This window comes from Jiangella rhizosphaerae, assembly GCF_003579925.1.
Taxonomy (GTDB): domain Bacteria; phylum Actinomycetota; class Actinomycetes; order Jiangellales; family Jiangellaceae; genus Jiangella; species Jiangella rhizosphaerae.
On record NZ_QUAL01000249.1, the window covers coordinates 1 to 1,739 of the forward strand.

Genomic DNA, 1,739 nt, shown 5'->3' on the forward strand with positions numbered 1-1,739 from the left:
CGGCTGCGGCACCGGCGAGCTGACGCAGCGGCTGATCGACGCCGGCGCCCGCGTCATCGGCCTGGACGCCGACCCCGCGATGATCGACGCCGCCCGCGAGCGGCTGGGCGACGCCGCCGAGCTGCGGGTCGCCGACGCGCACGACTTCACCGTCGACGAGCCCGTCGACGCCGTCGTCTCCAACGCCGCGCTGCACTGGATGCCGGCGCAGGTCGAGGTCCTGGGCTGCGTCTCCGACGCGCTGCGCGCCGGCGGCCGGTTCGTCGCCGAGATGGGCGCCACCGGCAACGTCGCGTCCATCACGGCCGCCGTCGACCGCGCCTGCCGCGAGGTGGGCCTGCCCGACCGCACGTGGCCGTGGTTCTTCAACTCGCCGGCCGAGTACGCCGCCATGCTCGAGGACGCCGGGCTGGAGATCCGCCAGCTCGACTTCTACGACCGGCCGACCAAGCTGACCGGCCCCGACGGCCTGCGGAAGTGGCTGGAGATGTTCGCCTCCGCGCAGGTCGAGGGGCTGCCCGAGGAGGTGCTGGCACGAGCGGAGGAGATCGCCCGGCCGGCTCTGTGGCACGACGACGCCTGGTGGGCCGACTACCGCCGGCTGCGCTTCCGGGCGGTGAAGCTCTGATGGCGGTCCTCGAGCTGCTGCCGGCCGTCGACGTCGCCGACGGCCAGGCCGTGCGCCTGGTCCAGGGCGAGGCCGGCTCCGAGACGTCCTACGGCGACCCGCTGGAGGCGGCGCTGGCCTGGCAGAGCGCCGGCGCGCCCTGGGTGCACCTGGTCGACCTCGACGCCGCGTTCGGGCGCGGCTCGAACCGCGAGCTGCTCGCCGAGGTCGTCGGCCGGCTGGACGTCGACGTCGAGCTGTCCGGCGGCATTCGCGACGACGAGTCGCTGGCCGCCGCGCTCGCGACCGGCTGCCGGCGGGTCAACCTCGGCACCGCGGCGCTGGAGGACCCTGAGTGGACGGCGTCGGCCATCGCCCGTTACGGCGACCGCGTCGCCGTCGGGCTGGACGTGCGGGGCACCACGCTGGCCGCCCGCGGCTGGACCCGCGAGGGCGGCGACCTGTGGGAGGTGCTCGAGCGGCTCGACCGCGACGGCTGCGCCCGCTACGTCGTCACCGACGTCACCAAGGACGGCACGCTGCGCGGCCCCAACCTCGACCTGCTCCGCGAGGTCTGCGCGCGGACGTCGAAGCCGGTGGTGGCCTCGGGCGGGGTCTCCAGCCTCGACGACGTCGCCGCGCTGCGCTCGCTCGTCCCGCTGGGCGTCGAGGGCGCGATCATCGGCAAGGCGCTGTACGCCGGCCAGTTCACGCTGGAGGAGGCGCTGAAGGTGGCGACGTCTTGAGCGTCGCGGTCCGCGTCATCCCCTGCCTCGACGTCGACGCCGGCCGCGTCGTCAAGGGCGTGCGGTTCACCGACCTGCGCGACGCCGGCGACCCGGTCGAGCTGGCCGCCGCCTACGGTGCCGAGGGCGCCGACGAGCTGGTGTTCCTCGACATCACCGCGTCCTCGGACGACCGGTCCACCACGTACGACGTCGTCTCGCGCACGGCCGAGCAGGTGTTCATCCCGCTGACCGTCGGCGGCGGCGTCCGCTCCGTCGACGACGTCGACCGCCTGCTGCGCGCCGGCGCCGACAAGGTCGGCGTCAACACCGCCGCCGTCGCCCGGCCCGAGCTGGTCGCCGAGATCGCGCAGCGGTTCGGCAACCAGGTGCTCGTGCTGTCGGTC

Annotated in this window: 3 protein-coding genes; all 3 read left to right on the top strand. The window is 74.9% G+C overall.

The window, feature by feature from the left end; translation table 11 throughout:
- Positions 1-628, top strand: a 628-nt coding sequence (locus tag DY240_RS22850) for a class I SAM-dependent methyltransferase (RefSeq protein ID WP_119662089.1), incomplete at its 5' end; no start/stop codon positions are given.
- A complete protein-coding gene (gene priA, locus DY240_RS22855) occupies positions 628-1,353 on the top strand; it encodes a bifunctional 1-(5-phosphoribosyl)-5-((5-phosphoribosylamino)methylideneamino)imidazole-4-carboxamide isomerase/phosphoribosylanthranilate isomerase PriA (protein WP_119662090.1) in 726 nt (241 codons plus the stop codon). The genes DY240_RS22850 and priA, both read left to right, overlap by 1 nt.
- Positions 1,350-1,739, top strand: a 390-nt coding sequence (hisF, locus tag DY240_RS22860) for an imidazole glycerol phosphate synthase subunit HisF (RefSeq protein WP_233552838.1), incomplete at its 3' end; no start/stop codon positions are given. The genes priA and hisF, both read left to right, overlap by 4 nt.

Coding starts and splice junctions, on each gene's coding strand:
- priA (WP_119662090.1), top strand. CDS start 628: ATGGCGGTCCTCGAGCTGCTGCCGGCCGTCGACGTCGCCGACGGCCAG.